The sequence below is a fragment of the Bacillus cereus group sp. MYBK245-2 genome, from assembly GCF_051916145.1.
GTDB lineage: Bacteria > Bacillota > Bacilli > Bacillales > Bacillaceae_G > Bacillus_A > Bacillus_A pacificus.
In genome coordinates this window covers 397,637-421,266 of the sequence record NZ_JBQAGB010000002.1, presented here as the reverse complement: position 1 = coordinate 421,266, position 23,630 = coordinate 397,637, and the positions used below count along the sequence as shown (strand labels likewise).

Sequence of the window (23,630 nt, the reverse complement as noted above, 5' to 3'; positions counted from 1 at the left end):
TAACAACTTCATTCTAACTCTTAGTTGAACAAATGTAAATACACTTTTGAAATTTTGTTCATTCTTTTAAAAGAAATTTTCTTGTATTAAATAAAGCACATTCTAACTAAGAAACGCTTCATATGTAAAATCAAAACTTCTATATTAACAATAATAGTATGTATCTCAATATCCATAATTATTTTTAAAAAGGCAATTTGTATTCAAAAAACACTCCTATCATTCATACATAACAAAATAAAAGGCTTTCTCAAAATTAATATCTTGAGAAAGCCTTTTATTTTTAACCTTTTTGATAATGCAACAATTCTTTTGCTGTATGCTGATCGATAATTAATACATTTGCATATCCGCCACGTAACGCACCATCAATTGCTTTTATTTTTCTGTTACCACCTGCAACTAAAATAGAGCGTTTCTTTAATTTCAGTTCCTCTAGCTCAATTCCAATTGTACGTTTATTAATTTCTTCGCTACTAATATTTCCGTCTCCATCAAAGAAACGTGAACAAATGTCACCGACCGATTGTTTTTTGAGTAAATTTGTTTCATCCTTATCGAAATAACCTAATCGGAATAATAGCGCTTCGTCTCGCACTGTTCCTACAGTAAAAATTGCAATATTCGCTTGTTTTCCCATTTCGATAATGTGATGAATATGTCGATCCTGCTCTACTAATTCTTTTGTCACTGCATTATCAAATATAACTGGGAGAGGTAGATTTCTTGGCGTCGTTTGAAAAGCATCTGCAAATAATGCTATCGTCTCATTCGCATAAGTATTTACACTCGAATGACTAATACCACCTTTTAGCTGGACAACTTCTACACCTTTTACATGTTGCGGTACAATTTTCCTAGCGATTTCATACATCGTCATTCCCCAGCTTACACCAACGATATCACCGTTTTTAACCGTCTTTTCCATATACTCAGCAGCATATTTACTAATATACTCTGTAATCGTTGCATATTCCGGAACTGGAGAAAATACGACATGTGCCTCTAATAAGTTATACTTTTCTTTCAGTAAGTTCCCGACGTTATCTAAATCCGCAAATGGATCAGCGATACTAATTTGAACAAACCCTTTCTCTTTCGCGTACTTTAACAATCTAGAAATCGTTGGTCTTGAAATATTTAATTTGTTAGCAATTTCTTGCTGACTATAATCTGATTGATAATATAATCTTGCAACTTCAACGCTTAATTGTTGTTTATCCTTTTCCATAGTAACTCATTACAAATCCTTTCCTGTATTTCCCTTTCGTTACAAGCATTATACAGCTTTATGCAAGAAATTTCGACTATCGAATTTTATCTACCTGAACTTCTATTACATTTGTTCTATACAAGGAAACCTTATTGTGTAGATTTACAAACTCAATATAGATACACTTGAAACATGTAAATCGATTTATATGTAATTCATTTTTTTCTTTTTCTGTAGTAACGATAACAAAGCCTTCCAATAAGAAACATGAAAAATCGTCTAAAAGCTATTCAAATCCCCCTCATAAACAGAAGATACATTTTATGAGGGGGATTTATTCAATTTAATTCTATAAAAATTGGATGGAAACAATGCAAGTTCCCACTTATTTAGAATAAGTGAAAAGATGATGCTTTATTTGTTCAATAAAATATTGATGGTGTATATTATCGTTAGATACGCGACTTGCCATAATGGCTCCTTCCATTGAAGATGCAAGAAAAGAAGCGAGCGATATAATGTCTATATCTTCTTTAAATTCTTGTTTCTCTATTCCTTCCTTTATGAGAGAGGCCATTAACATTACTGTATCATCATAACCTTTTGCTGCTGCTTTTTGTAATTCTGGAAATACTCCCGTACTTTCAATTGCGCTATTAAGCAATGGACAACCTCCAGCAATTGGGGGATTATTAGCTGCATCTTGATATACAAGGAAAATGGCAAGGATTTTATCGATTGCCGTCTTTTTATTTTCCATTGCTTTATGAAAATGCCCCCACATAATCTCACCACTTTTGTCGTAGGCAGCAAGGACAATTTCTTCTTTATTTTTGAATCTACGATAAATAGCTCCTTTAGATAGTTCAGTAGCTGTCATTATATCCTGGATGGATGTGTAAGTTATCCCATTAGTATTAAATAAATATAAAGATGTTTCAATAATCTTTTCTTTTACCTTATCAACTTTAGTCATGCTTTGTAATCCTCCTAATGAAAACGATCCTAATATTCTAGGTAATGTTTACCCTCTATTTTCTTAATTTTTTTGTAAGTATAAATACGTTTGGAACAGAAATATCTTATCAATCCCTATCTTATGGAAACCTCAAACAATACAGTTTGAAAAGAAGTTAATCAAATTGTATTATTCATATAAAATAAGTGAATTTTCTGTCAAAATAACATGACCAATTGTTTAATTCAGTCATGCTATACAACTAATTTCACCTAAAATTGTAGAGATATAAAAATATATAGTTAATTTTAACGTATAGACATACGATTATTATATATAATTTTTATTAATATGTTTAGCTAAAGTGTTTAAACTACCCCACTTTCACTTCGTATATTAAGATATCTCCCGCAGTCCTTGCGGTTAAAAGCCTTATCACTTCATTCTATAAAAAGCTAATTGTCAAAAATGAATGAGTACTGAAATTTGCTTGTAAATAAGCAACTGAGATATAAATATATTTGTAGTTTACCATTTTTATTTTATTAATAATTTATAAAAGGGGTTTAAAAAACTAGCAACTTATAGTATCATTAGTTTTCGAACCGAACCGTCCGGTTTGGTATTTATATAAATATATTTTAGAAGGAGAACCTAATGCAGCAAGAAAAGTCAAAAATTCTAAGTAATTTAATTATGGAGGTAATAAAGTGAACTTTATAAAAACGAATACAAAAGAACTTATTATGCTAATAATTTATGCACTGTTTGTACCATTTCAAATCGGCTTGTTCATATTATTGGGCATATCACTTTTAACTAACAGCAATATAGTTGAATCAGAATTTGCTCTTATTGCCATCGGTTTGAGTGTACCTGCTATTGTAGGAATCATTTTCTTTAGGAAAGAAATTATTGAAAGTTTTACTTATTTTAGAGAGAAGACAATTTTGAAAATAGTAAGTATTCCTATGGTGGTTTTATTTACGGTAATTGTAGAACAGATTGTTATGCGTTTTCTAGCAACTGGTCAGCCAGAGAACCAAGAACAGCTCCTTGAAACGGGCGCGGAGATACCTCTTATATTTACATTACTTGTATTTGGTATTCTCGGTCCAATACTTGAAGAAATTATATTTCGTTATATAATATTAAATCGTTTTTCACATTATATTGGTACTGCTATTGCATCTATCATTTCGATTCTAATTTTTACATTCCTTCATACGAACCAACTTTCGGATTATGCTCTTTATTTACCTGGCGCGGTTATACTTACTGCGGCTTATCTTATTTCTAACAGATCCCTTGCATATGTTATGGCGATACATATGTTAAATAATTCTATTGCTTTTATTCAATTGCATATGTCATAGGAAGACATATGTAATTACAGGTTTTGATGCAAAAATACTCTATGTTTTTATCGAGTATTTTTGGCACCACAACCACTTTTTCTACGGCATAAGAAAGCCGTAAGATAGCTAATTAAAACTACAACTTATTAGGAGAGTGTCAGTCATGATTGTAACAACAACGTCTGGAATTCAAGGTAAAGAAATTATTGAGTATATCGATATTGTAAATGGTGAAGCCATTATGGGTGCAAATATTGTCCGCGATGTATTCGCTTCTGTTCGTGATGTTGTCGGTGGTCGTGCTGGTTCTTATGAAAGCAAGCTAAAAGAAGCTCGTGATATCGCAATGGATGAAATGAAAGAACTTGCAAAACAAAAAGGTGCGAACGCGATCGTTGGTATTGACGTAGATTACGAAGTTGTTCGTGATGGAATGTTAATGGTTGCTGTAAGTGGTACAGCTGTACGTATATAAGTAAATAAAAAAACGGATTCCCCCTTGGAATTTATATTTTGAGGGGAAATCCTGGTTCTGTTGCAGATTTTAAAGAAGAAATAACCACCTTTTTTATTTTTCGTTTCATCTACATATTTTTTTTTGGAAAAATAACCCAACTCCAAATACTAACAATACTGTGCCCGTAATCCCCTCCATTGTACGGTTCACTCGTTCTTTTCTTAAAAAAGTTCTTAATTGGCGTATTAGAGAGATATAAAGCAAATACCATATTGCGGTCAAAGTCGTAAATGTGAGTCCTAACAAAAGAAATTGGAAGAAATGATTTTGATTACTCATAATAAATTGTGGGAGAAAGCTTAGGAAAAATACAGCCGTTTTTGGGTTTAAGATTGCCGTTGTAAATCCTTGTCTAAAACTTTTAATCGTTCCAGTATCCTTAAAGTTCATGTCCATTCCACCTAACATGTCCTCTTTTTTAGAAAAGGCACTTTTAATTGACTTTACAGCTAAGTAAATTAAATAAAAAGCCCCAACATATTTTATTAATGTAAATATCATAGAGAATTTCATTAGGATGGCAGAGAGTCCTAGCGTAGCCATTATTGTATGAATCATCATTCCAGATATCGTTCCTAAGACAGTCTTCATCCCACCATTTTTACCATACGAGATAGTATTTTTTGTAACTAGTGCAAAACCAGGACCAGGCATGATTATGATTAACATTGCTGTAATGATAAATAACAAATAATTTTCCATATTCTAGTATTCCCTTTCCGATTTTTTAATTTTTCTTACAGTATAGCTTTTTTCATTAAAACATTACATATTATCCAATAGCCACATTGATAAAACACATGAAAACTTATATATAAAATTACAAGTTCAACTCTTACAAAAAACGTGATAAAAAATAACCAGCGGAACTAGTCCACTGGTTATTTCGCCATGCCTTCATGTAATTTTTCTGTATAATCTTTTACATCTTTCCAGCTAGCTTTCGCTGTATTCAAATCTTCTTTTATAAACGTAAACTCTTCCGGACTAATTCCTTTTACGTTTTGTAGTAAATTATTATATTTTGCACCTACTGTATACCATTGATTTGATATGTTTTGCAATGCTGTAATTGCTGCATCAATCGTTTCAGTCATATTTGTTGTTTTATTTTTTACATCAGTTAAAATTGCAACTTCTGCTTGTGCGCCAGAAATTCTATCTTTTAAATTGGAGATTTCTCGTTCTGCATTTGCGATATCTTTTTTCGCAATGGCAATCATTGGTCCGCCAGCAAGACATGTTATTAACGCTACGCAAAGTACACCACCAGCAATGACCATATCATTACTCTTTTTGATTGAGTCATTATATGTATTGATTTGTTGTTCTAAAGCTGGAATACCGGCATTCGTACTTGCTAAAATCGCTGTTAATTGATTTGTATCTTCTTTAAAACTATTTGTGTCCTTCGCCATTCTATCACGAAAAGCTTTCAAATCCCTTAATAATACATCTACCTCATTTTGGTTCTTTACAATATCGGCATACAATTTTTCTAAATCCGCTTTTAATTTTACACTATCCTTTTGATCAATCGCTATTAACATGCTATTATAATACGCTTGAAAAGTATTATTGTAATTAATAATATTTTGATCCGTTTTCATAATTTGAGGCTTCATACTATTTAACCAATACGCCGCATTAATTTTTGCATCTCTTTGATGCTGAATCATATTCCCTTTAAATTCACCATTAATCGAACTTATTTTGCTCAAATCAGTTTCTTGCTGATTTTGAATTAATTTTGCATATGAATCCATTGCGAATATGCTCGACGTCGTTTGGGCCATAACATCTTGGAATCCAGCTGGCCCTAGAGAATAATTTTTCGCACTTTCTTGTAACACCTTTACATTTTGTTCTGCTGCAAAAGGATGTAAAGGAAATGCGTTACTCGTTGCTACCCCAGCGATCATTAACGCTAAAAGACATTTTTTATAAAATCTTTTCTGCATACTTTTCACCTATTTTCTTTATAAGGGTATAAAAAGCTCCTGCTCACAACTGAACAGGAGCTTCAAATCATTCATCAATACGTAACGCTCTAACGAGTCGTATTCGATTATGCTTTTTTTGTGTCTACTACTTTAATGTCTTCAGCATAAATCTTTTCTGCATAGTCTTTAATGTTTTTCCAGCTATCTTTCGCAATGTTTAAATCTTCTTTTATGAAAACAAGGTCGTTCGGACTAATTGAATCTACATTTTGAAGTAAAGAATTGTATTTTGATTCCATTGTATACCATTGATTTGAAATGTTTTGCAACGCTGTAATAGCAGTATCAATTGTATTTGTTAAATACTCCGTTTGTGTTTTAATGTTTGTTAGTCCTGCTACCTCTAATTGAGCAGTTGTAATTTGTCCAGTTATTTTTTGAATTTCCGCTTGTGCATTATCAAGCTCTTTCTTCGCTAATACGATTCCAGCTGTGCCACCGCCCACAGCCGCTGCGCCTCCTGCAATTAATGCGACTCCTAACGGCGTTCCTGCACCTGTCGCAATAACTACTGCACCACCAATAATTGCAATTGGTCCTAGAGCTGTCGCAACAGATGAGCCGATAATAATTGCATTATATTTACTAATCGCTTCATTGTACGTTGTAATTTGATTTTGCAGAAGCGGGATTCCTGCATCTTGACTAGCTAATATGGATGTAATTTGATTTGCATCACCTTTGAAGTTTTGCGTATCGGACGTCATTTTATTTCGAAATTTCTTCAAGTCTTCTACTAATTGGTCTACTTGTGCTTTATTTTCATTAATACTACTTGATAATCTAGTTAATCCTTTCGTAAGCGTCGCTTTATCTTTTGCATCAACCGCAGCAACTAAAGTATCATAATAGTTTTGGAATTTCGTATTGTAATTAATAATATTTTGATTCGTTGAAATAAGCTGTGGTTTTAATACATCTAACCATTGCTTCGCATTTCCTCTAGCTGTATCTTGGTGCTGAATCACTTTCCCTTTTAAAGCCGCATCAACAGACGATACATTACCAAAGTTAACATTACCTTGTTTGATAATTGTTAATGCGTACAGATCCATTACTAAAGCGTTTGAACCTGTTCTTTCCATTGCATCTTTTAGGCCTTCTGGTCCTAATGAGTATTCCTCATAGTCATTATAAGCTTTTGCTACCGCATGAACTGGAGCTTGTTTCACTGTACTTTCAGCTGCATACGTATGGGCTGGCATGATGTTCCCTGCTGCAAATACTGCCATAAGTGTTGATAGAGCCATTACTTTATAAGGTTTTTTTGTCATTTTTCTTCTCTCCCTATATCGTTACTTATTTTTAATGTACTTCAACGTTTGTAACGTAATCTTCAAATTGATTTGTTTGCTTATTCATTTCATCACTTACTTTTTTAATTTGATTGAAATGTTTTTGAAGTAAACTACTATCTGTATATGTGCCTTCTTCAACATTCTTTTGAATTTGGATCATATTATTGTTTAGAACTTTCCAATCTGTTAATAACGTTTCTAAAGTTGTAATTTGACGATCGATTAGTTCTGTAAAGCTACTTACTTGGTCTTCAACGAATGTAATTTGTGTCGCCTCTGCTTCAGTTTGTGATAATTTTTGAATAAGTGGTAGGAGCTCTTTTTGTTTTTGCTGAATACGAAGAGCCGCTTCCCTCGTTTGACTATCGGCAGCATTCACAATTTCATTACTTAAAGTACCAATAGAAACAAAATCAATTGTTTTCGTTTGTGCAGTTTGATTTGTAATTGTAAATACTTGTTTACCGATATTAATAGAACCTTTAATAATTTCTTGAGGTCTATTCAAAATAGTCGTTAATTCAGCTTGAATTTCCCCTTGAATTCTTTTAATATCTTCTCTTAATTTCACAATATCTCCACTTGATCCTTGCAGTGTTTTTATTGCTTCATCAGCTTTAATTGATAAGTTATTACTATCTTTGTCCAATACCGTTTTAAATCGATTTAACTCTAATAAATCTTGCTCCATACTCTCTTGGATGCTTTGTACTTGCAATTGCAGTTTTCCATATGCATTTGTAAAATCTGCTTTTGATTGTTCATCTTCATTCATGTTTCCTGCTAGTTCATAGAGCTTACTGTAATAACTGTTAAATCTAATACTATATCTCATCATCTCTTGATTTAAGTCAATGAGCTTCGGATTATATTCATCAATCCACTCTCTTACATTTGCCTTTGCAAATTTTTGATGATTCGTCAAACTACTCATCGCGTTTACCTTAATGTCTGGCTGTTGTAAAATAACTAGTCCATATGCTTGTATAAGCGGTGACTGTGATCCTAACATTCTAATTGAATTGGATAATGTATTTGGAGCAATTACATTTTGTGTATATACTGTTTTCACTTCTGTTTGCCCCTCCTTATCGTAAGCGCTTACAGGAATAAAGCAACTCGTAGATACTGCTGTAACCAATAACCCTGTAATTAAAGTCTTTTTCACTTTAACTCCTCCTATGTATTAGCAACTATTACTATCGCATTTTATTATTCTATTTTCTTGTACATAGTTTGAGATGGTTAAAATAGAGAACGTTCTCACCGCGATTCACGCACGAACCATCTCTCTCCAATTTTATTGCTACAGTACTTACTTATCGTTATAAAACTTTTCATATATGGTTAGTATGAATAACATTGCATAAATTTTCTATTTCATCTTATTTTCCACATTGATACAGTGAATATATTACATAAAAATATTATTCATTTTAAACTAATTCACATACATAAATATGAAATTCCGTTTTGTTTTCATATAAGTTTTGTACTGTAAGGTCATTTAAACACAGCTATTTATATAACGTAAAGAAGTATTTTCATTCCCTTTATTTTCAAGCCTTCATGTCTTTATTTCAAAATATAATCCACTTCACTTTTTCAATTAAAATATCCATATATCACAACAAAAACCTCTACTTATTTATAGATACAAAAATTATATCAATATATCTTTTAGACTCATATGCAATTATGCATAGAGTATACACAAAAAGGATAGCTTCACTTTCATGAAGCTATCCTTAAAAAATCTTCTTATTTTTTCAAATGATATGGAACTGTCGTAATGACTACATTTCTTTTATAGAGTAAATACGCACGAATGAGTAAACTAGACTGATTATGAAGAATGTTATGCCAACCTTTTTTCGGAATGAACTGTGGTATAACGACAGTAACTCGGTAATTTGATTCACTCGCTTTATATTGTACTGTATCAATAAACTTCGTTAGTGGTTGAATAATACTTCTATAGTGAGAATGTAATGTAACAAGCCTTACTTCAGGTTGCCACTTCTTCCATTTCTCTTCAAATTTCTTTTCCTCTTCTCTGTCAAAAGCAACATATACAGCGATAACTTGATCTGCAGATAGAGACTTCGCATAGTTTAATGAATTTTCTACTACATGCGTCATACCAGCTACTGGAACGACAATTACATTCCCCTCAATTGGAATAAGAGGTTCGCAAGTTTTTAAGCTTAATTGATCACCCACTGCATCATAATGCTTCTTAATTCGGTGGAACAAGAAGATAATAACAGGTAAGAAAATAAGGATTGACCAAACTTGTGCGAATTTAGTTAAAAAGAACATACTCATTACGATAAAACTAATGACTGCACCAATTAAATTGACTGTTAATCGTAAAGCCCATCCTTCTGGTTTTTCACGAAGCCATTTTAATACCATACCACTTTGAGAAAGGGTAAATGGAATAAATACACCTACTGCATATAAAGGAATTAAATGCTCTGTTTGCCCTTGGAAAGCTACAATTAAAATAATCGATGCGATTCCAAGTATAATAATTCCATTTGAGTAACCTAGGCGGTCTCCTCTAATCGTAAACATTCTTGGTATAAACTTATCTTTTGCAAGGTTTACTGCTAATAACGGAAACGCAGAATATCCTGTGTTAGCAGCAAGGATTAATATTAAAGCTGTTGTACCTTGTATGAAATAGTACATGAAATTACGTCCAAATGTTTGTTCAGCAATTTGTGAAACAACTGTTACTTCTTTACTTGGAGAAATTCCGTAATAATAAGCTAAGAACACAATTCCTGAAAATAAAACTGCAAGTAATGCACCCATTGCAAGCAATGTTTTCGCTGCATTGTTTGGCGCAGGATCTTTAAAGTTCGGAATTGCATTTGAAATTGCTTCAACACCTGTTAAAGCAGAACTACCTGATGCAAATGCTCTTAGTAATAAAAATAAACTAATCCCTGCAACTGGTGTTCCAATCGGCGTGTGTAAAGTTGGTGACACGTGCCCCGTTAAAATATTGTATATCCCTACACCAATTAATATAAATAGTGCCAAAACGAATAAATAAACAGGATATGCTAAAACGGAAGCTGATTCCGTTACACCTCTTAAATTTAAGATGGTAATAAATATAACAAATATAATCGCAATGATTACATTATGTGCATGTAAACTAGGAAAAGCAGATGTGAGCGCATCTGTACCTGCAGACACACTTACTGCAACAGTTAAAATATAGTCAACTAATAAAGATCCTCCAGCAATTAAGCCTGGATTCATCCCTAAATTTTCTTTTGATACAACATACGCGCCCCCGCCATGCGGATAAGCAAAAATAATTTGACGATAAGATAAAATAAGGGCCGTCAATAATACTAATACCCCAACAGCGATCGGAATGGAATACCAATAAGCGATCGCTCCAACACCTGCTAAAGCAATTAAAATTTGCTCTGGACCGTAAGCAACTGATGACAATGCGTCAGAAGATAAAATAGCTAAAGCTTTCGTTTTATTAAGCTTCTGTTCTCCAAGCTCTGTTGATTTTAACGGTCTTCCAATTAAAAATCTTTTAATAGATGAAACCACTGCTGTCCACTCTCCAATAATTTTGTACGAACTTTTCTGCTAGTTATAGCGGATAAACGATTTCTTCAGAAAACAAAAAATGTCTACAAGCCATAACGAAATAGACTTGTAGACATTATTTTTTTTGTCGCACAAGCTCCACCTTCCTTCTCAATATAACGCTTACGAGGTTAGCTGTCGGATTCGGGCCTATGAGTAGCCCTACCTTTTTCAAGGATTCACCCCATCGGATTATGTACCAATCCGTAAAAACGGGTCCCCCGTACCATGCGGTTTCAGCGATTTAGAAAATTGAAACTGTGGATTATAATACTCCTTTATTTTCAAAATGTAAACAAAAATTTTTAAAAAGAAAAAATTAAAATGATTGCGCATAATCCGCTGGTAAATATACATAATGAATACTAAAAAATCACTAAAGGAGATCTATATGTCTAAAGAAAAGAAGCCTATTTTTTCCGATTCCTATTTAGATGCATTAGCAAATGAAATTAATCAATTATACGGTAAACGTGAACAGGAAATAAATTTGACAGATAGAACAAAAAGAAATAAATGATTTGTCATAAAAAAAGAAAGCAATACATTTATATATTGCTTTCTTTTTTATTTTTTCATACATCCAATTGTATTGCTGATTTGTTAAAGGTCATTTCTTCATACACTTTCAAATTTTGATACACTGCTCCTAATAATGGTGCTTCTATAGAAAATTGTTCCGCTACATCTAGTAAGTATCCTTGTAAGTGCTTCGCTTCAATAGACGAACCTTTTTCCATATCACGCTGCATCGATGACTTCATATTATACGAAATTTTATCAATTGTTTTCATATGTTCCTCGGCAATATCATCTTTAATTGGCGCTTCCATAGATCTCATAATTTGCATACATTCTTCAAATAAGTTTTGGATAAAATCGCGTCCACCTTCGCTTTCACGAATCGGTCCTATCGGTGCCCGCATTAATGTCGTCACACCCGACATTACAGTAATAAATAAATATTTATGCCACATATCTTGCATAATGTTTTCACTTAAAACAAAACTAGATTTCGTACCTGCAAATGCTTTAGAAATATGCTTTATTCTCTTTGAATCTTGAGACTTCATTTCTCCAAACACAAGTCTGTTGGCAGCGCTAGTTTGTACAATTTCTCCTTGATCGTTTAAAGTCGTCTCGATAAAGCATAAACCGCCAATTACTTTTTCCTCACCGAATTCCTTTTGTAATAGTGATACATGAGCGATACCATTTAACAATGGAATAATCACAGTGTTTTCACCTACAAAAGGCTTCACATCTTGAATTGCCTCGTTTAAGTGATACGCTTTTGTTGAAAATAAAATGACATCAAATGGAGCAGTTCGATCTTCTTTCGTTATTAATTTCGGTTGGAAGGAAAAATCCCCGTTAACACTACGGATTACAAGTCCTCTTTCCTCCAATTGTTTTTTCCGTTTACTACGAACAAGAAAAGTAACATCTTCTCCTTTTTCTACTAAGCGTCCCCCAAAAAATCCTCCAACGCCTCCCGCTCCTAATACTAAAATACGCATACAACATCCCCTTTTCAAAATACAATTTTATAACATTCAGTATACATAACATTATACATATCCCCTACTAAATAAGCTGAATTTTCATTCTTAATCAAGTATACAACAGTGGTTATTTTCAAATGAATTTGGGCATGTTGTTTTTATAGCATATTTGGAAAGGAAACAATGTAAATGGAGGCAATACATACAATCGAGGAAAAAGATGTAACAACAGCTATATTTCAATTTATATTCCCGTTTTCTTTTAAAACTGGTTATGAACAAAATATGTTCCCTTTCTTACAGAAAAATGACTTTCGTCCTTTTCGACTCGATCATCTTGAAAATGAAAATACATACTATGGAAAGTTTCAAGTTTCACATCAAAATATGGAAGCATACTATCTTTCATTTACAAATAAAATTTTATTTCCTCATTCAGAGCATCAAAAGGGGTTACAGCGCTATTCTAAAGACCTTAACTTAACTGGACATTTAACAACAAATCTTATTTCCGTTCCATTTAAGATTCATTCTATTGACGTAACACTTTGTCCTTATGAGCTTGGCTTCTTAACAATTCGGACAGAAGTAGAGACCGCTCCAAACATGACATTATCAGAAGCAATTGAATTCGCCGCCCGCTTCCGTGTACTTGAAACTAAAAATGATACAAATGAAACGATTTGCATTGAATGTAATGGAAAAAAATATTCCCAAGTGGAAAGATTCATTTTTGGCTATTTATTTCATGGCGTAACAGATTTCTTTGAGAAGAAGAGATTAAGAAGTTCTTACTTTCAAACCTTTCCTTTCTTTGAAGATCAGCGAATGTACGTACAAACTTTATTATCTATAAAAGAAGATATGGAACTGAATGAAGTGGATGTTTATCGTACTTCTAGTCTTTCCGGGTTAACAAGTGATGGCAAGGCATATGTGAGTGCAAATAATCTGCCTTATATTCATGATTATTTAAAACAACACGCTTACCAAAGATGGGCTCCGAATCGCTATTTCATAATGGAAGAACATATATTCACATGTGTAACAAATGAAGGAGGACGCGAATTTACTAAACTTGCGAGTCAAATGTATGGGGAGTTTTATTACGCTTTATTATTAAATCTATTTCATAAAATTGTTTTATTGAAAATGGCAAACGCTTATGCTGAATTAAACATTGAACAAGATACAAATGAAATAGAGAAATTAATTTATTCAATCAATTCGTTTACGGCGAATTACTTTTCTTTAGAGCTAGTATCCCAATCACAGAGTGAAGATATTTTCTTTCGCTTAAGAAAGCTTTTTAACATTGAGATACTATACTCAAATGCAAAACAAAATCTTGATAGTTTGTTTAAATATCAAGAAAATGTTGCTTCAAAAAAAGATAGCCTTTTACTATTAATTTTAACGCTCTACTCTGTAGTAGGCCAAATGTTAGGGTTTACTATGATTGATCTGTTAAGAAACACCGATTCAAACAAAATATCATCGCCACTTGAATTTTTCGCGCTTTTAATAGCAATTAGCGGTATCGTCATTTCACTTATTTTAGGTGCGCAAAGTTTATACCAATGGAGTCTACAACATAAACGAAGAAAAGCATGGGTAAAACAAACTGTACTTTCTGCTGTGAGAGAGAAAGATGATTCGAAATAAAGAAGATTATTTTTACATTGAAGTATGTGGTACGCTACAGTAATTGAAATTTTTATCAGCGATTTTTCGGATATATCGGCGCATCTCGAAATATATCAGCGATTTTTTAAATATATCAGCGCAACTCAAAATATATCGGCGATTTTCCAGATATATCGACTTACCGACAGAAACCGACAAAAGGCTGAACCGGACAATATAAAAAGGGTATTCCAACATAAAGTTTGGAGTACCCTTTTTTATTACACGAATTCCTCTTACTTCCCTGCTTCGATTTTCTCTAATGCAGTAGCTACTTGTTCTTCCGTTAATTCATGTTGTATTACGTAGCGGTTACGTGGGCTTACACGGCATTCGTGAGAACATGCACGTAAATATTTCGCTTCGTTTTCTTCAGAACATAAAATTTTCTTGTTACATTCTGGATTGGCACAATTTACATAGCGCTCACAAGGTTCACCTGTAAAGTAGTCTTTACCAACGATAACATGTTCTTTTTGGTTTACTGGTACAGCGATACGCTCATCGAACACGTAACATTGTCCATCCCAAAGCTCACCTTGTACTTCTGGGTCTTTTCCGTACGTTACAATACCGCCGTGAAGCTGACTTACATCTTCATAACCTTCACGAACTAACCAACCAGAAAACTTCTCGCAACGAATTCCGCCTGTACAGTACGTTAAAATCTTTTTACCTTCAAGTACTTCTTTATTTTCACGAATCCAATCTGGTAATTCACGGAATGATTCGATATCAGGTTTAATCGCACCTTTGAAGTGACCTAAATCAAATTCATAATCATTTCGTGCATCAATGATAACTGTATCTTCTTGTTTCATTGCTTCATAAAAATCTTTTGGCTCTAAATACTTACCAGTGATTTCGTGTGGGTTAATGTCATCTTCTAGACGAAGTGTAACTAATTCTGGACGAGGACGCACGTGCATTTTCTTAAATGCATGACCATCAGCTTCATCTATTTTAAATACGATACCGTCAAAACGTGGATCGTTGTTCATAGCTTCCATGTATTTCTCTGTTTGTTCTACAGTACCAGAACAAGTTCCGTTAATACCTTCTTTTGCTACAAGAATTCTACCTTTTAATTCAAGTGAATTACAAAATGCTAAATGCTCTGCCGCGAATTCTTCTGGGTTTTCAATTGTTGTGTACATGTAATATAGTAATACTCTGTATGGTTTTGTAGTTGCCAATGTATTTCTACCACCTATCTAATTTTTAAAATCATGTATAAGTTAACGTTCATATCAAAACATATATAATAAGAAAATGAATCCCATTTTCTTCTCTTTATACTATTTTCTATCAGTTAACAAAAATAAAAAACAAGATTACACACCAAAACACTATGGTTATGTTGTAATCCCAATATATTATATATCATACAAATGCAATTCCATCAATTAATATGCTGTATTATCGGCTTTATGTTCACATAAATTTCAAAAACAGCCCTTTAATTCATTATGTTTCCCCACGTCATCACACCATAAACTCCCAATTTTTAATAACACCACACCATTCATTGTATTAAGGCATATAATTTGCACTAAGGAAACATTTATGTTCAAATAAAAAATATAACCTAGTACATTTAAATGTATTGAAATAAAGAATAAGAATACTTACAATAATTTCATCAAGTTAACATACCAAAGGGGAAAACTACTATGAATAAAGATATATCAAAAGATGAACATGTCCCTTCTCAAAGTACAACTGTTCAATCAGCGCATTTAGCATTAAGCGGACAAACGAAAGGCTTAAAAAGACTATTACCATTCTTAGGTCCTGCTTTCATCGCTTCAGTCGCTTATATTGACCCTGGCAATTTCGCGACAAATATTGCCGCTGGATCACAATATGGATATTTATTACTCTGGGTAATTCTCGCTTCTAATTTAATGGCTGTATTAATCCAAACTTTATCAGCTAAATTAGGAATCGCTACAGGTAGAAACCTTCCTGAAATTGCTCGAGAAAACTTCCCAAAACCTGTTTCCATCGGCTTATGGATACAAGGTGAACTCGTTATTATGGCTACTGATTTAGCTGAATTTATCGGGGCAGCACTCGGATTGTATTTATTATTTGGAATTCCAATGTTACCAGCTGCTTTAATTACAGCTGCTGGATCATTTATTATTCTTGAATTTCAACGCAGAGGCTTCCGTCCATTAGAAGCTATTATAACAGGAATGATTTTTATCGTTGTTATCGCTTTCGGTGTACAAGTCTTTTATGCAAAACCGGAATTAAGCCCTTTGCTTTCAGGACTATTTATTCCAAAATTCCAAGGTGTAGACAGTATATTACTTGCAGCCGGAATTTTAGGGGCGACAGTTATGCCGCACGCAATCTATTTACATTCCGCCTTAACGCAACGCCGCGTAATCGGAACAAATGATGAACAAAAGAAAAAGATTTTCCGCTTCGAGTTTATTGATATCATTATTGCAATGGTTATCGCTGGAGCAATTAATGCAAGTATGTTAATTGTTGCTGCTGCACTATTCTTTAAAAACGGCTTGCATGTCGAAGATCTTGATGTTGCTTTTAACCAGTTCAGTACTTTAGTGGGCCCTGTATCAGCTGCTTTATTTGGAATTGGGCTCTTATCAGCAGGACTATCTAGCTCTTCTGTCGGTACAATGTCAGGTGATATTATTATGCAAGGTTTCATTCGAATGCATATTCCGTTATACTTACGCCGATTTATTACAATGATTCCACCACTAGTGATTATCGCTTTAGGCGTAAATCCAACTTACGCTCTAGTCATGAGTCAAGTTGTCTTATCATTCGGTATTGCCTTTGCATTAGTACCACTTATTATGTTTACAAGTAATAAAAAAATTATGGGTGCACTCGTTAATCACCGCATAACTACCTTTATCGCTTGGATCATTGCTGTACTTGTTATCATTTTAAATATTTTCTTACTGTATCAAACGTTTGTAGGATAATGAAAGAAGAAGGCTGTCTCAAATTTGTGTTGAAGACAGCCTTCTTCTTTTTAAATTATAGATTTTCATCATCCATTTACATGACAGACCGTGCTTTCAACAAATTTTATAAACTCTTCTTCCTCCTCAATAAATGGAAAATGATTACTGTATTCAAATGTCGACATTATCGCATTTGGCATAAGCTCCGCTACTTCCACTGCAAATTCATGCGGACACTGTGCATCATAAATTCCAGCGTAAATATGGGCTGGTATATTTACATTCTCTAATTGTAAACGTAAATCAAATGTAGGTAACTCCTTATAAGAAAAATAATCAAGGCGCTTTGATACTGTTTTACCGCTGTTCGGTCTAGCAATCATTTCATCATACGCTGATTCATTATATAAAGACATCATTGTCCACTCTTTATTTACGGCACGCCTCTCATCAATTGTAGAAGCTACGTCCCTGAGCACTGCAAATATTTCTCTTAAACGAGCATTTTGATCATTATCTCTACAATAAATACTATTTTTGTGATTCATATACTCAGCTGATGCACATAATCCGCCAGCTATAATTTTTACAAGCCTCTCTGGACACATTATCGCATATTGTAAAGCTAGCATTCCACCTGTTGAATGACCTGCATATGTCCAATCTTTAAAATTCAACGCCTCACGTATCGCTTCTAAATCACGTACTGCATCTACCATTCCCAAATTATATTTAGTGGTGTCATGTGTAGAATTTCCGCATCCTCTTAAGTTTATAAGATACACTGTGTAATGATTCGTAAATGCAGAAGCAAATAAATTACCATTACTATTAAACTCACTGTATAAATGTGTTACACAAAGTGGTTTTCCTTCTCCCTTTTGAAAATACTCAAATTTCCCTCTATCAGTTTCGATATAATATTTCTCCCACATCAGCGTTTCCCCCTAATGTCTTTTTATATATTCTCCTTTTTCCGGCATTATCACACCCTTCTCAGTTCGAAAGTAAAGTGGTAATCCTTCCGAAAGAAATATGCTTACCTTGGATGGATCCTGCCTTTGATGATGAATATGTAAATGTGGCTCACTTGAACTTCCTGAGTTACCGACCTGAGCAAGAAATTCTCCTTCATTTACATGTTGTCCTTCTTTAACTTTAATGGACCCTTGCTTTAAATGGGCAAGAATTAAATATGTCCCTGATTCATCTAGTCGTAAATAAATATGATTACCCGCCATTGATTGAAAATCATCCGATCCAGGAACTAAATCTTGTTCATTATTATTAATTGATACAACCGTCCCAGAAGCTGGTGCCATTACTTTCGCTCCATATATTCCGTAATCCTCTAACTTACTACTTTTCACTTCAGCAGGTGGAATGAGAATATCATATGCCCATCGTTCATTCGGTTTGATAACGTGATAGTTCGATTCTAAACGATCACCACCCCAGCCAATTAATGCTCGTTCATTCAAAGGAAAGCGCACGACTACTTTAGGGCTCGTAGAATGTACATCTGCCGGGTAAGCAAGTCTACCAATGTTCGCAAACCATCCTAAAGGCCAAGCTCCAATGATAGAGAAAATAACGATGAAGAGTAGCGCTCCATCTATTCGTTGTCTGAAAATTCCTTTCCACACAATTAGTAACGTTACCCCTATTAAAATAAAGAGTGATACTATGCTAAAGGCTTGTATACTCCACCACCCAATGACTGATATAACACCTTTAGCTAAATAAACTATACTCCAACTTGTAAGTACAAAAGCAACTAAAATTACTAATACATATTTCTTCCACATGTCGTATCCCTACTCTCATATCTTTGTTCTACATGATACGAATTAAAAATTACGACATATAAAAGAAATACTTACGACTTTTTTACAATTTTTTATGCTGCGGTAAAGCGATAGTGAAAACAGTTTCTTTCTCGTTACTGCGCACAGTGATATCCCCTTTATGAAGCTCTGCTATACTTCTCGCAATTGCAAGTCCCATTCCTTTTCCACCTGTATGGGAGCTACGTGATTTTTCACCACGATAAAACTTCTCAAAAACGTAAGGAAGGTTCTCATCTGGAATACATTGTCCAAAATTTTTAATTTCTATTTCAACATTCATGTCTCTTTTAGAAACTTGAATTACAATCTCCTTTCCGTCTTTCCCGTACATAATACTATTACTAATTACATTTTCGAATAACCTCACCATAAGTGCTACATCCATTTCCACATGTAACTCTTTATCCCCCTTAATACAAAGGCTCATATCAGCATCATCTAATTGTGGCACAAAATCAATCATAATTTGTTCCATTAACGCTTTCATATTTACTACACTTTTATGTAATTCAATCTCTCTATAATTTATTTGACAGTATTCTAACAAATCATCTACTTGATTTTTTAATTCATAACTTTTTCGCTTTAATATGCTTACATACTGTTCACATTCTTCTCCATTTGAATGCAACTTATTTCCTAACAAGTCCGCATAACCGATTAAAGATGTTACAGGTGTTCGTAAGTCATGCGAAATATTACTAATCATTTCATTTTTCATTTCCTGTGATTTTTTTTCATTCTCAATAGACTCTTTTAAACTTTTAGCCATTCTATTAACATTCGCTGCTAATTCACCAATCTCGTCATTTTTTGAAATAGGTATATATACTTCAAAATTACCATTCCTTATTTCCTTCACGTTCTTATTAATTTCAGACAATCGTTTCATCATTGTTTTTGTCATACATGCAAAGTATGTCGTAGTAAAAATTAAAAAAACTATAAAATATAAAAATGAATATTTTTCCTCTAATGCAGTAACATGACTATATATATTTCCAATTAAAATTTGAAACACTATTATACTTACAGTTGCTAACAAGATGCTACATATGAATGCGGTAAAAAACTTAGCTCTAATGCCTTGTAATGATTTAATCTTCAATTTTATATCCGACTCCCCAAACATTTTGAATAAACTTCGGTTCTTTTGGATCCTCTTCAATTTTATTTCTTAACCTTGCGATATGAACCATTACTGTATTATTGCTTTCATAGGCTCTTTCTTTCCAAACGCTCTCATATATTTCTTCAATAGTAAATACACGATTCTTTGCAGCTGCCATTAAATACAAAATATCATATTCCGTTTTTGTAAGATTGATTGTTTCTCCATATAACATTACTGTTCTAGACACTTCATCTATTTCTAAACCTCTAATGTTTATTTTCTTTTTTATTACTTGGACAGCATTTTGATTGAAATATGTATACCTTCTTAATTGAGCTTTCACTCTCGCTATAAATTCAATTGTACTAAACGGCTTCACTATATAATCATCTGCCCCAGTACTAAATCCAATTACTTTATCTACATCCGATGATTTTGCACTTAAAAACATAATTGGTAAACTATGTTTCTCTCTAATCCTTCTGCACAATTCTATCCCATCCATTTGTGGCATCATAATATCCAAAATAGCAAGTTGAATGTTATTTTTATTTATTATTTCTAAAGCCTCTTCTCCGTTATGAGCACTAAAAACTTTAAAACCTTCTTGCATTAAATTCACGTTCATAAATCTAACAATATCTTGATCATCATCTACAATTAAAATTGAATTTTTCTCCATATACAAACCTCTTTTTGAAATATATTCCACAATCAATTTTATCATAAATCGAAACCATACCTCCCTCTTGAATAATCTTTTTTTTCAGATTACATTATATAATAACAACACATTCTAGTTTCAGAAGAAATGGAGTGAAAGCATGTTTCCTATATTGAAAACCGATCGGCTCATTTTAAGAGAACTTACCGAAGAAGATGCACCGGGTATACTACAATGCTTTTCTAATACTGACGTACTGCGCTATTATGGGCAAAAACCATTACAGGATATTAATCAAGTAAAACAAATCATTCATAACTTTAAGTTGAGTTACAATGCAAGAAGTGGTATAAAATGGGGAATCGAATTAAAAAACAAGAAAGAACTCATTGGAACAATTGGTTTTCACGATTGGTCTTCTGAGCATAAACGGGCCAATATAAGTTATGCCTTTCTCCCTGAACACTGGGGAAAAGGATATGCGACGGAAGCTGTTTCTGAGGTTATATCATACGGTTTCCACACACTTCATTTAAAACGGATCGGAGCAATTGTCTTTCTTGAAAATGAAGCTTCCAATAAAGTGCTATTAAAATTAGGATTTGAAAAAGAAGGCGTTCTAAAAAATTATATGTATCAAGATGACATTCCATATGATACGAATTTTTATTCTTTATTAAAATCGGTTTAATAAAATTCATGTGTAAAAAACCTTACTTTTAAAAAGTAAGGTTTTTTGTATTTATTCATTAGCAATATAAGCATTCTTATAAGTATAAATACCACCAAATTGATGCTTTTCAATTCCTTTTACATAATCATTTTGTACGTAAGCTGAGCCCATTTGATAAAGCGGTGCGACCGCAGCATCCCCTAATAGAATACGCTCGGCCTCTTGCAATGCTTCCCATCTTTTCTTCTGATCTAATACTAGATCGCTTTTCGCTTTCTTTATTAATTCATCGTAGTGACGGTTAGAATAATTCATTTTATTATTTTGATTACCCGTCGTAAATAGTTCTAAATAACTAATTGGGTCTTTATAGTCGGGTCCCCAATTTGCCATAGTTATATCGTAATCACCTGTTTGTTCTAACTGTAATTTTTGCTTAAATGGCTGTTGTTTAATTTGTATCGTTAATCCTTGTAAATTCTTTTCTAAATCACCTTTTATATATTCTGCCATACGTTTTGCGTTATCTTGTTCAAACGTTAAAAACTCGAGGTTTACTTGTTCTACTCCAAGCTCTTTTTTCGCTTCTTCCCAAATCTTTTTCGCACTTTGTACATCATATAAAGAAAGGTTTCCGTTTTCTTTCCTAAAATCTTTTCCCGTTTCTTCATTGATATGCCCAACTGGTACTAGCCCAGTTGCAGGTTTTGCTCCGTTATTAATAAAATGAGCAACGAAATCCTCTTTATTTAATGCGAATGAAATAGCCTGACGCACTTTCTTATTTGCTAACGCACTATTTTTTTCATTAAAACGTAGCATAGCAATTGCAGGTTCGCTCGACATATGTAACTCCTTATGCCCTTTATACTTGTCTACAAATTGAGAATTAATAGGCACCCGGTCCAAATTACCAGCTTCGTATAAATTAACAGCGGTCATTGTATCCTTTACAATTTGAAAGTTTATCTCGTCTAATTTCACTTTCTTTTCATCCCAATATGTAGCATTTTTCTTTAATTGAAACTCTTGTTCATGCTTCCATTTCTCTAATACAAATGGCCCATTATATATGAGATTACTAGGTTCCAATGCATAATTCTTTCCTTGTTCTTTCAAAAATGATTCATGCTGTGGTAAGTAAATAGGTAGCGCTAACAACTGTAAAAAATACGGGATTGGCTGTTCAAGTTCCACTTCCAATTTATAATCATTTATAACTTTAACCCCAAGTTCAGCAAGAGGCACTGTTCCCTTATTTATCTCTTTTGCATTTTTCACGTAAAAAAGCATATACGCATATTGAGACGCTGTTTCAGGATTAATTGCACGTTTCCATGCAAACAGAAAATCATTTGCTGTCACACTGTCTCCATTTGACCATTTTGCATCTTTACGCAAATCAAATGTATATTTTTTACCATCTTCACTTCTTTTAAACGATTTTGCTACTGCTGGAATCGGCTGATCTTGATCATCTAATACATACAACCCTTCAAATATGTTCTGCATAACGTGCGCTGACGTACCATCCATCGTTTTCGCTGTATCAAGTGAAGGAATTTCTTCTGATACTGTTACATTTAATACTTGTTTTTTTGCCTCTCTGTCACTTTTATTCGCTTTATTATTACAAGCTGTTAATAATAAAGATGTAACAAGTGCCATTACCATTAAATGGCTCTTTTTTCGCTTCATGAATCGTTCTCCTTAAATATAAAATATTATAAAGCGTTATATATTATAGCAGAAATATGAACAGAAAGATGCGACATTCTTTTGAATATTTATTCGTTCAAAAAAAGCTACTCTTTTAAAAAGGATAGCTAAATATTGAATGTTTAATCTGCGCTGTTCGCTCAAGTGTTTATAAAAAACTCTTATTGCATACCTCCTTTTTTATTTTAACTTTTCTCTGTTTCATGTAAATGCCCCCATAACTAACTTAATAGACGTATAGGTTACAGTTTGGTTAGGATATTTTCGTATCTCCATTCAGCAATGCCACTTTGTTTTTTGGAATTCAGGTTAAGTAGAAAATGATATTTTACAAATCTTATACACTTTAGGATTTTGTAAGAATCAAGTAAGAAAAACGAGAACTTTGTTTCGTATAGTCAAAATATAAAGTGAAGGAAGAAAGAGAGGGTTGAAGCTGCCAAAGCGATTACGACAAAACAAGAACTGTTGGTTTTAGATGAACATATCAATGG

20 protein-coding genes and 1 riboswitch are annotated in these 23,630 nt (G+C 33.2%); of the genes, 6 read left to right on the top strand and 14 right to left on the bottom strand.

Annotated elements, in window-relative coordinates; genetic code table 11:
• Positions 1-283 precede the first annotated feature (283 nt).
• Together ACTFRN_RS06970 and ACTFRN_RS06965 are read right to left on the bottom strand one after the other, a co-directional pair.
• Entirely contained in the window at positions 284-1,231 is a 948-nt protein-coding gene (locus ACTFRN_RS06970) for a sugar-binding transcriptional regulator (protein ID WP_000409781.1), read from the bottom strand.
• A 367-nt stretch (positions 1,232-1,598) separates the two neighbouring features.
• The gene (locus ACTFRN_RS06965; protein WP_088106617.1) at positions 1,599-2,189 is read right to left on the bottom strand and encodes a TetR/AcrR family transcriptional regulator; all 591 of its coding nucleotides are present in this window, start codon (positions 2,187-2,189) and stop codon (positions 1,599-1,601) included.
• A 692-nt stretch (positions 2,190-2,881) separates the two neighbouring features.
• Here ACTFRN_RS06965 and ACTFRN_RS06960 point away from each other — a divergent pair.
• Together ACTFRN_RS06960 and ACTFRN_RS06955 are read left to right on the top strand one after the other, a co-directional pair.
• Positions 2,882-3,547 (top strand): CPBP family intramembrane glutamic endopeptidase, encoded by a 666-nt coding sequence (locus ACTFRN_RS06960; RefSeq protein WP_001009356.1) that lies wholly within the window; start codon positions 2,882-2,884, stop codon positions 3,545-3,547.
• Positions 3,548-3,692: 145 nt separating this feature from the next.
• Positions 3,693-4,004 carry a heavy metal-binding domain-containing protein gene (locus ACTFRN_RS06955; protein ID WP_000637515.1) on the top strand — a complete coding sequence of 104 codons (312 nt, stop codon included), beginning with the start codon at positions 3,693-3,695 and terminating at the stop codon, positions 4,002-4,004.
• Between the two features lie 105 nt (positions 4,005-4,109).
• Here the strand turns inward: ACTFRN_RS06955 and ACTFRN_RS06950 are convergent, their stop codons facing one another.
• The 5 genes from ACTFRN_RS06950 to ACTFRN_RS06930 form a co-directional block, all read right to left on the bottom strand.
• Positions 4,110-4,748, bottom strand: a complete 639-nt coding sequence (locus ACTFRN_RS06950; protein ID WP_088106616.1) for a LysE family translocator — start codon at positions 4,746-4,748, stop codon at positions 4,110-4,112.
• 179 nt (positions 4,749-4,927) lie between these two features.
• Positions 4,928-6,007 carry a non-hemolytic enterotoxin NHE subunit C gene (gene nheC / locus ACTFRN_RS06945; RefSeq protein WP_001171979.1) on the bottom strand — a complete coding sequence of 360 codons (1,080 nt, stop codon included), beginning with the start codon at positions 6,005-6,007 and terminating at the stop codon, positions 4,928-4,930.
• A 107-nt stretch (positions 6,008-6,114) separates the two neighbouring features.
• Entirely contained in the window at positions 6,115-7,323 is a 1,209-nt protein-coding gene (nheB, locus tag ACTFRN_RS06940) for a non-hemolytic enterotoxin NHE subunit B (RefSeq protein WP_088106615.1), read from the bottom strand.
• Positions 7,324-7,354: 31 nt separating this feature from the next.
• Complete coding sequence (gene nheA, locus ACTFRN_RS06935) at positions 7,355-8,515, bottom strand: non-hemolytic enterotoxin NHE subunit A (RefSeq protein WP_088106614.1); 1,161 nt, start codon at positions 8,513-8,515, stop codon at positions 7,355-7,357.
• A 593-nt stretch (positions 8,516-9,108) separates the two neighbouring features.
• A complete protein-coding gene (locus ACTFRN_RS06930) occupies positions 9,109-10,935 on the bottom strand; it encodes an APC family permease (RefSeq protein WP_049111383.1) in 1,827 nt (608 codons plus the stop codon).
• A gap of 144 nt (positions 10,936-11,079) precedes the next feature.
• A riboswitch (cyclic di-AMP (ydaO/yuaA leader) is annotated at positions 11,080-11,226 on the bottom strand.
• Positions 11,227-11,365: 139 nt separating this feature from the next.
• On the opposite strand from ACTFRN_RS06930, the gene ACTFRN_RS06925 reads away from it, so the two are divergent.
• On the top strand, positions 11,366-11,494 hold the full coding sequence (locus ACTFRN_RS06925; RefSeq protein ID WP_000031869.1) for a hypothetical protein: 129 nt from the start codon (positions 11,366-11,368) through the stop codon (positions 11,492-11,494).
• Positions 11,495-11,549: 55 nt separating this feature from the next.
• Here the strand turns inward: ACTFRN_RS06925 and panE are convergent, their stop codons facing one another.
• Entirely contained in the window at positions 11,550-12,494 is a 945-nt protein-coding gene (panE, locus tag ACTFRN_RS06920) for a 2-dehydropantoate 2-reductase (protein ID WP_088106613.1), read from the bottom strand.
• 174 nt (positions 12,495-12,668) lie between these two features.
• On the opposite strand from panE, the gene ACTFRN_RS06915 reads away from it, so the two are divergent.
• Complete coding sequence (locus ACTFRN_RS06915) at positions 12,669-14,144, top strand: hypothetical protein (protein ID WP_088106612.1); 1,476 nt, start codon at positions 12,669-12,671, stop codon at positions 14,142-14,144.
• A gap of 257 nt (positions 14,145-14,401) precedes the next feature.
• Here ACTFRN_RS06915 and trhO read toward each other — a convergent pair whose 3' ends face one another.
• Positions 14,402-15,361, bottom strand: a complete 960-nt coding sequence (gene trhO / locus ACTFRN_RS06910; protein ID WP_074568351.1) for an oxygen-dependent tRNA uridine(34) hydroxylase TrhO — start codon at positions 15,359-15,361, stop codon at positions 14,402-14,404.
• A 477-nt stretch (positions 15,362-15,838) separates the two neighbouring features.
• On the opposite strand from trhO, the gene ACTFRN_RS06905 reads away from it, so the two are divergent.
• The gene (locus ACTFRN_RS06905) at positions 15,839-17,134 is read left to right on the top strand and encodes an Nramp family divalent metal transporter (protein ID WP_074614937.1); all 1,296 of its coding nucleotides are present in this window, start codon (positions 15,839-15,841) and stop codon (positions 17,132-17,134) included.
• 68 nt (positions 17,135-17,202) lie between these two features.
• On the opposite strand, the gene ACTFRN_RS06900 is transcribed toward ACTFRN_RS06905, so the two are convergent.
• From ACTFRN_RS06900 to ACTFRN_RS06885, 4 genes are all read right to left on the bottom strand, one after another.
• Positions 17,203-18,051: an alpha/beta fold hydrolase gene (locus tag ACTFRN_RS06900; RefSeq protein ID WP_000263698.1), complete on the bottom strand. Its 849-nt coding sequence runs from the start codon at positions 18,049-18,051 to the stop codon at positions 17,203-17,205.
• Between the two features lie 12 nt (positions 18,052-18,063).
• Positions 18,064-18,924 (bottom strand): M23 family metallopeptidase, encoded by an 861-nt coding sequence (locus ACTFRN_RS06895; RefSeq protein WP_000265708.1) that lies wholly within the window; start codon positions 18,922-18,924, stop codon positions 18,064-18,066.
• Between the two features lie 82 nt (positions 18,925-19,006).
• Complete coding sequence (locus ACTFRN_RS06890) at positions 19,007-20,074, bottom strand: sensor histidine kinase (protein WP_000695285.1); 1,068 nt, start codon at positions 20,072-20,074, stop codon at positions 19,007-19,009.
• Positions 20,064-20,762, bottom strand: a complete 699-nt coding sequence (locus tag ACTFRN_RS06885; protein ID WP_000414533.1) for a response regulator transcription factor — start codon at positions 20,760-20,762, stop codon at positions 20,064-20,066. Before ACTFRN_RS06885 ends, ACTFRN_RS06890 begins: the two co-directional genes overlap by 11 nt.
• A 142-nt stretch (positions 20,763-20,904) precedes the next feature.
• On the opposite strand from ACTFRN_RS06885, the gene ACTFRN_RS06880 reads away from it, so the two are divergent.
• Complete coding sequence (locus ACTFRN_RS06880; protein WP_088106611.1) at positions 20,905-21,435, top strand: GNAT family N-acetyltransferase; 531 nt, start codon at positions 20,905-20,907, stop codon at positions 21,433-21,435.
• A gap of 51 nt (positions 21,436-21,486) precedes the next feature.
• Here the strand turns inward: ACTFRN_RS06880 and ACTFRN_RS06875 are convergent, their stop codons facing one another.
• Positions 21,487-23,115, bottom strand: coding sequence for a peptide ABC transporter substrate-binding protein (locus ACTFRN_RS06875; protein ID WP_000823509.1), 1,629 nt, complete (start codon positions 23,113-23,115; stop codon positions 21,487-21,489).
• Positions 23,116-23,630 lie beyond the last annotated feature (515 nt).

Excerpts from the sequence above, each read along its gene's own strand:
- ACTFRN_RS06970 (WP_000409781.1), bottom strand. The coding sequence starts at position 1,231 with ATGGAAAAGGATAAACAACAATTAAGCGTTGAAGTTGCAAGATTATAT.
- ACTFRN_RS06965 (WP_088106617.1), bottom strand. The coding sequence starts at position 2,189 with ATGACTAAAGTTGATAAGGTAAAAGAAAAGATTATTGAAACATCTTTA.
- ACTFRN_RS06955 (WP_000637515.1), top strand. The coding sequence starts at position 3,693 with ATGATTGTAACAACAACGTCTGGAATTCAAGGTAAAGAAATTATTGAG.
- ACTFRN_RS06950 (WP_088106616.1), bottom strand. The coding sequence starts at position 4,748 with ATGGAAAATTATTTGTTATTTATCATTACAGCAATGTTAATCATAATC.
- nheC (WP_001171979.1), bottom strand. The coding sequence starts at position 6,007 with ATGCAGAAAAGATTTTATAAAAAATGTCTTTTAGCGTTAATGATCGCT.
- nheB (WP_088106615.1), bottom strand. The coding sequence starts at position 7,323 with ATGACAAAAAAACCTTATAAAGTAATGGCTCTATCAACACTTATGGCA.
- ACTFRN_RS06925 (WP_000031869.1), top strand. The coding sequence starts at position 11,366 with ATGTCTAAAGAAAAGAAGCCTATTTTTTCCGATTCCTATTTAGATGCA.
- panE (WP_088106613.1), bottom strand. The coding sequence starts at position 12,494 with ATGCGTATTTTAGTATTAGGAGCGGGAGGCGTTGGAGGATTTTTTGGG.
- ACTFRN_RS06915 (WP_088106612.1), top strand. The coding sequence starts at position 12,669 with ATGGAGGCAATACATACAATCGAGGAAAAAGATGTAACAACAGCTATA.
- ACTFRN_RS06905 (WP_074614937.1), top strand. The coding sequence starts at position 15,839 with ATGAATAAAGATATATCAAAAGATGAACATGTCCCTTCTCAAAGTACA.
- ACTFRN_RS06900 (WP_000263698.1), bottom strand. The coding sequence starts at position 18,051 with ATGTGGGAGAAATATTATATCGAAACTGATAGAGGGAAATTTGAGTAT.
- ACTFRN_RS06895 (WP_000265708.1), bottom strand. The coding sequence starts at position 18,924 with ATGTGGAAGAAATATGTATTAGTAATTTTAGTTGCTTTTGTACTTACA.
- ACTFRN_RS06885 (WP_000414533.1), bottom strand. The coding sequence starts at position 20,762 with ATGGAGAAAAATTCAATTTTAATTGTAGATGATGATCAAGATATTGTT.
- ACTFRN_RS06880 (WP_088106611.1), top strand. The coding sequence starts at position 20,905 with ATGTTTCCTATATTGAAAACCGATCGGCTCATTTTAAGAGAACTTACC.
- ACTFRN_RS06875 (WP_000823509.1), bottom strand. The coding sequence starts at position 23,115 with ATGAAGCGAAAAAAGAGCCATTTAATGGTAATGGCACTTGTTACATCT.